Origin of the sequence: Actinomyces urogenitalis DSM 15434 (assembly GCF_000159035.1) — a bacterium.
Lineage (GTDB): Bacteria > Actinomycetota > Actinomycetes > Actinomycetales > Actinomycetaceae > Actinomyces > Actinomyces urogenitalis.
Map to the genome: position 1 here is coordinate 890,083 of NZ_DS999574.1, position 6,000 is coordinate 896,082.

Here is a 6,000-nt window from a genome sequence, read left to right on the forward strand (position 1 = left end):
CCTGTTCCTGACAGGCTGACGGGTCGGCCCAGGCTCCGCGGCGCTGTGCGCCCATGGGGGAGCGGGGCTGGCGCGAGGGCAGCAGAACTGTCCAGATGCACTTCAAGATGGAGAATCCGTAGTGCCTACCATTCAGCAGCTGGTCCGCAAGGGCCGCTCGACGAAGCGCTCGTCGTCCAAGACGCCCGCGCTCAAGGCCAGCCCGCAGCGTCGTGGCGTGTGCACCCGTGTGTACACCACGACCCCGAAGAAGCCGAACTCCGCCCTTCGTAAGGTCGCCCGTGTGCGCCTGTCGACCGGCATCGAGGTCACCGCTTACATCCCCGGTGAGGGCCACAACCTCCAGGAGCACTCGATCGTGCTCGTGCGTGGCGGTCGTGTGAAGGACCTCCCCGGTGTCCGCTACCACATCGTGCGCGGCTCCCTCGACACCCAGGGTGTCAAGGGTCGCCAGCAGGCACGCTCGAAGTACGGCGCCAAGAAGGAGAAGAAGTAATGCCTCGTAAGGGTCCCGCTCCCAAGCGCCCGCTCGTCGTCGACCCCGTCTACGGCTCGCCGGTCGTCACCCAGCTCGTCAACCGCGTTCTGCTGGACGGTAAGAAGTCCACCGCCGAGCGCATCGTCTACGGCGCCCTGGAGGGGGTGCGCGCCAAGACGGACCAGGACCCGGTCTCGGTCCTCAAGCGCGCCCTCGACAACATCCGCCCCGCGCTGGAGGTCCGCTCCCGCCGCGTGGGTGGTGCCACCTACCAGGTCCCGGTTGAGGTTCGCCCCAACCGCGCCACCACTCTGGCTCTGCGCTGGCTCGTCGACTTCTCCCGGCAGCGCCGTGAGAACACGATGACCGAGCGTCTCATGAACGAGATCCTCGACGCCTCCAACGGCCTGGGTGCCGCTGTCAAGCGTCGTGAGGACATGCACCGGATGGCCGAGTCCAACAAGGCCTTCGCGCACTACCGCTGGTAATCATCCGCGCGTCGGTCGGGGACCCCCGGCCTGATCCAGACCGGCCCCGACCGACGCCTTCTTCATCACACCATCGACACGAAGGACTTCACTAGTGGCACTCGACGTGCTGACTGACCTCAAGAAGGTCCGCAACATCGGCATCATGGCCCACATCGATGCCGGTAAGACCACCGTCTCCGAGCGCATCCTGTTCTACACCGGTATCAACTACAAGATCGGCGAGACCCACGACGGCGCCTCGACGATGGACTGGATGGAGCAGGAGCAGGAGCGCGGTATTACCATTACCTCCGCTGCAACCACCTGCTTCTGGAAGAACAACCAGATCAACCTCATCGACACCCCCGGACACGTGGACTTCACGGTCGAGGTCGAGCGCTCCCTGCGTGTGCTTGACGGTGCCGTGGCCGTCTTCGACGGCAAGGAGGGCGTCGAGCCCCAGTCCGAGACCGTGTGGCGTCAGGCGGACAAGTACAACGTCCCGCGCATCTGCTACATCAACAAGATGGACAAGCTGGGCGCGAACTTCGATTTCTCCGTCCAGACCATTCGTGACCGTCTTCACGCCACGCCGATCGTCCTCAACTTCCCGATCGGTGCCGAGAACGAGTTCTCCGGCGTCGTCGACGTCATTGAGATGCGCGCCGTGCGCTTCCCCGAGAAGGACGCCGACGGTCAGGAGACCCGTGGCGCCGTCGTCGAGTACGAGGACATCCCCGCTGACCTGGTCGACAAGGCCGAGGCCTACCGCGCCGAGCTGCTGGAGACCGTCGCCGAGGCCGACGACGAGCTCATGGAGAAGTACCTCGAGGGTGGCGAGCTGAGCGTCGAGGAGATCAAGAGCGGCATCCGCAAGCTCACGATCGCTGGTGAGGCCTACCCGGTCCTGGCTGGTTCTGCGTTCAAGAACAAGGGCATCCAGCCCGTCCTGGACGCGGTGATCGACTACCTGCCCTCTCCGCTGGACATTCCTCCGGTGGAGGGCCACGAGCCCGGTGACGAGGAGAAGGTCCTCACCCGTCCCTCCGACGAGAACGAGCCCTTCGCCGCCCTGGCCTTCAAGGTCGCCACGCACCCGTTCTACGGCAAGCTCGTCTACGTGCGCGTGTACTCCGGCAAGGTCGGCTCCGGTGACCAGGTCCTCAACGCCACCAAGGGCAAGAAGGAGCGCATCGGGAAGATGTTCCAGATGCACTCCAACAAGGAGAACCCGGTCGAGGTCGCTCACGCCGGTCACATCTACGCCTTCATTGGTCTCAAGGACGTCACCACCGGTGACACGCTGTGCGCCCAGAACGCGCCCATCATCCTGGAGTCGATGACCTTCCCGGACCCGGTCATCCACGTGGCCATCGAGCCCAAGACCAAGGGCGACCAGGAGAAGCTGGGCGTTGCCATCCAGAAGCTGTCCGAGGAGGACCCGACCTTCACGGTCGAGCTCGACGAGGAGACCGGCCAGACCGTCATCGGCGGTATGGGCGAGTTGCACCTGGACGTCTTCGTCGACCGTATGCGTCGCGAGTTCAAGGTGGAGGCGAACGTCGGTAACCCGATGGTGGCCTACCGCGAGACGATCCGTAAGAAGGTCGACAAGGTCGAGTACACGCACAAGAAGCAGACTGGTGGTTCCGGCCAGTTCGCGAAGGTGCAGATGTCCTTCGAGCCGCTGGAGGTCGTCGAGGCCGAGGATGGCGAGGAGAAGCAGCACTACGAGTTCGTCAACGCTGTCACCGGTGGTCGCGTCCCGCGCGAGTACATCCCCAGCGTCGACGCCGGCGTCCAGGACGCCATGCTCACCGGTGTCCTGGCTGGCTACCCGGTCGTGGACGTCAAGGCCACGCTTCTCGACGGCGCCTACCACGAGGTCGACTCCTCCGAGATGGCCTTCAAGATTGCCGGATCCATGGCTTTCAAGGAGGGTGCCAAGAAGGCCTCGCCGGTTCTGCTGGAGCCGGTCATGGCCGTCGAGGTGCGTACGCCTGAGGAGTACATGGGTGACGTCATCGGTGACCTCAACTCCCGTCGTGGCATGATCCAGTCGATGGAGGACGCCGTCGGCGTCAAGGTCATCAAGGCTGCCGTGCCGCTGTCCGAGATGTTCGGCTACGTCGGTGATCTGCGTTCCAAGACCCAGGGCCGCGCCGTCTACTCGATGAGCTTCGACTCCTACGCTGAGGTTCCCAAGAACGTCGCGGACGAGATCATCGCCAAGGCCAAGGGCGAGTAACCCTCGGTCCTCCCGGGGACCGGACTAGAGTTGTCCGGTCCCCGGGACACCCGGCTCCATTGCGGAGTTTGGGTGTCATTCCAGTAAGATTTCCAACAATCCAACAGTAGAGACTCTCAGAGTCGTCACGGCTAGCATGTCGCTAGTCGAATCCCGACGAAGAGAACTACCCGAGTCCCAGGAGGACACCAGTGGCCAAGGCCAAGTTCGAGCGGACCAAGCCGCACGTCAACATCGGAACGATCGGTCACGTCGACCACGGTAAGACGACGCTGACTGCCGCGATCTCCAAGGTCCTGCACGACGAGTACCCGGACCTCAACCCCTTCACCCCCTTCGACGAGATCGACAAGGCTCCTGAGGAGCGCCAGCGCGGTATCACGATCAACATCGCGCACGTCGAGTACCAGACCGAGAAGCGTCACTACGCTCACGTCGACGCCCCCGGCCACGCCGACTACATCAAGAACATGATCACCGGTGCGGCCCAGATGGATGGCGCCATCCTCGTGGTCGCCGCCACCGACGGCCCGATGGCCCAGACCCGCGAGCACGTTCTGCTCGCCCGTCAGGTCGGCGTGCCGGTCCTGCTGGTCGCCCTCAACAAGTGCGACATGGTCGAGGACGAGGAGCTCCTCGAGCTCGTCGAGATGGAGGTCCGCGAGCTGCTGTCCTCCCAGGACTACGACGGCGACAACGCCCCGGTCATCCGCGTCTCCGCTTTCCAGGCCCTGCAGGGTGACGAGAAGTGGACCGCCTCCATCAAGGAGCTCATGGACGCGGTTGACGAGTACATCCCGACCCCCGAGCGTGACATGGACAAGCCGTTCCTCATGCCGATCGAGGACGTCTTCACCATCACCGGTCGCGGCACGGTCGTCACCGGCCGTGTCGAGCGCGGTAAGCTCGCCATCAACTCCGAGGTTGAGATCCTCGGTATCCGCGAGGCTCAGAAGACCACGGTCACGGGCATCGAGATGTTCCACAAGGCCATGGATGAGGCGTGGGCCGGCGAGAACTGCGGTCTGCTCCTGCGTGGTACCCGTCGTGAGGACGTCGAGCGCGGCCAGGTCGTCGTCAAGCCCGGCTCCATCACCCCGCACACCGAGTTCGAGGGCCACGTCTACATCCTGACCAAGGACGAGGGCGGTCGCCACAACCCCTTCTACTCGAACTACCGTCCGCAGTTCTACTTCCGTACCACGGACGTCACCGGTGTCATCACCCTCCCTGAGGGCACCGAGATGGTCATGCCCGGTGACACCACCGAGATGACCGTCCAGCTCATCCAGCCCATCGCCATGGAGGAGGGCCTCGGCTTCGCCATCCGTGAGGGTGGCCGCACCGTCGGCTCCGGCCGCGTCACCAAGATCATCAAGTGATGAGATGATCTGACCCGGCTCATCTGAGCGAAGGCTGAATCAGCCTGATCGAGGTTCCCCCGGTCTCCTGATGGAGGCCGGGGGAACCTTGCTGTTGGCTGCTTCTTGCCCGGGGGGCGGGCTGCTTCAGCAACTGGGGTGTGGTCCGCATGCGGGCGAACCTGCGGCCGTGCCTGAGGGTGTCGATATGTCCTGACTATTCTGGGCCCATGGGCGCTCTGTGGGAGCGCTGTCCGGCGGCCATGACCTGGTGTAGGGTACGAGTGATCTCGACCGCATCGTCGCGTCTCCCGGCCAGACGGCTGTGGTCTCTCCACCCCCTCCTGAGGTCCCCTCATGGCCCAGCTTCCCCCGCCTAGCCCCTTCCCACAGCCCACTCACCCCGTCGGTCAGACCCCGGCGGGGCCGCCGCCGTTGGCTCCTGTGGCGCAGGGCCCCTTGGCTTCCCAGGCATCTACGTTCCCTCCGACGGCGCCCTCAGCGCCGCTGCCGGTGCCTGCTACGTCAACGGTGGGACTCGTGCCCCCGGCCGGCGCAAGCGTGGCGCCCTTGGTCATGCCTCCCGGGCAGGTCGCAAGCAAGCGCGACCGGGCATCGCGACGTCGTTCTCGGGCGACCTGGATCTCGGCCGGGCTGTGTGCGGCCAGCGTTGCGCTCATTGGCTTTGGGGCCTATGACCTCCTGGCCTCCATCGACCTGCTCGGCGTCATCACCGGTGGGGAGCCACTGGTCAGTCCCTTCGCCCTGACACGCTTTGGTACCGGCGTCGTGGTCTCCGTGGTCGCCTTCATCCTGGCTATCGCGGCCACGGTGCGCTCGCGCCCGCGTCTTCTTCCCGCCCTCGTCCTCATTGCGACCCTCCTGCTGCCGCTGCCCGTCTTCGTCTTCTCGGTCTCTTCCGGGGTGGACGCCTTCCAGACCAACGCCATGAGTGACATCAACGCCGTGCGCGAGACGGTCGTGGCCGCGGCCAGCGGCGCGGTGTCCCTGGGTGAGGGTGATGTCGGCGCCCTGGTGGACATGGACCCGGCGCAGGCGCGCCGTGCCCGTGAGGCGATCGGCACCCTGGAGGGCTTTGGCGTCGATGTTCCTCATCGGCAGGAGATCCTCGACGCCCTGGAGCAGATCGAGGCGCGGGGCGCCTCCTGAGCCAGCCGCCGCGACGGCCGACGAGCACCACCTTCTCATCCCCGCTAGGAGCATTCCATGACCAGTGGATACCCGGTACCTCCACGAGGCACATCTGGCACCCCGGGCCTGCCTGCCGCCGGTGCGCCGGTCGTTCCTGTTGCTGCCCAGGCTGCTGGGACGCTGCCGGTGGCACAGCCCGGGCACGGCGCTGCGCCGGTGACAGGAGCGATTCCCGTCGTGGGTGCCGGCTCTGGTCGCGTGGCCATGCCGGTGGCAGGACCGGCCGTGGCT

General features: G+C 65.4%; 5 protein-coding genes and 1 pseudogene. All 6 read left to right on the plus strand.

Annotated elements, in window-relative coordinates:
* Nucleotides 1–121: 121 nt before the first annotated feature.
* Nucleotides 122–496, plus strand: coding sequence for a 30S ribosomal protein S12 (rpsL, locus tag HMPREF0058_RS03820; protein WP_024035139.1), 375 nt, complete (start codon nt 122–124; stop codon nt 494–496).
* A complete protein-coding gene (gene rpsG / locus HMPREF0058_RS03825) occupies nt 496–966 on the plus strand; it encodes a 30S ribosomal protein S7 (protein WP_006548368.1) in 471 nt (156 codons plus the stop codon). The genes rpsL and rpsG overlap by 1 nt, the downstream gene beginning before the upstream one ends.
* 94 nt (nt 967–1,060) lie before the next feature.
* Nucleotides 1,061–3,196: an elongation factor G gene (gene fusA / locus HMPREF0058_RS03830; RefSeq protein ID WP_006548369.1), complete on the plus strand. Its 2,136-nt coding sequence runs from the start codon at nt 1,061–1,063 to the stop codon at nt 3,194–3,196.
* A gap of 191 nt (nt 3,197–3,387) precedes the next feature.
* Nucleotides 3,388–4,578, plus strand: a complete 1,191-nt coding sequence (gene tuf / locus HMPREF0058_RS03835) for an elongation factor Tu (RefSeq protein WP_006548370.1) — start codon at nt 3,388–3,390, stop codon at nt 4,576–4,578.
* A gap of 555 nt (nt 4,579–5,133) precedes the next feature.
* Nucleotides 5,134–5,727 (plus strand): hypothetical protein, encoded by a 594-nt coding sequence (locus HMPREF0058_RS03840; RefSeq protein ID WP_006548371.1) that lies wholly within the window; start codon nt 5,134–5,136, stop codon nt 5,725–5,727.
* 57 nt (nt 5,728–5,784) lie between these two features.
* Nucleotides 5,785–6,000 (plus strand): annotated as a pseudogene (locus tag HMPREF0058_RS13000) (hypothetical protein); the annotation flags it as partial.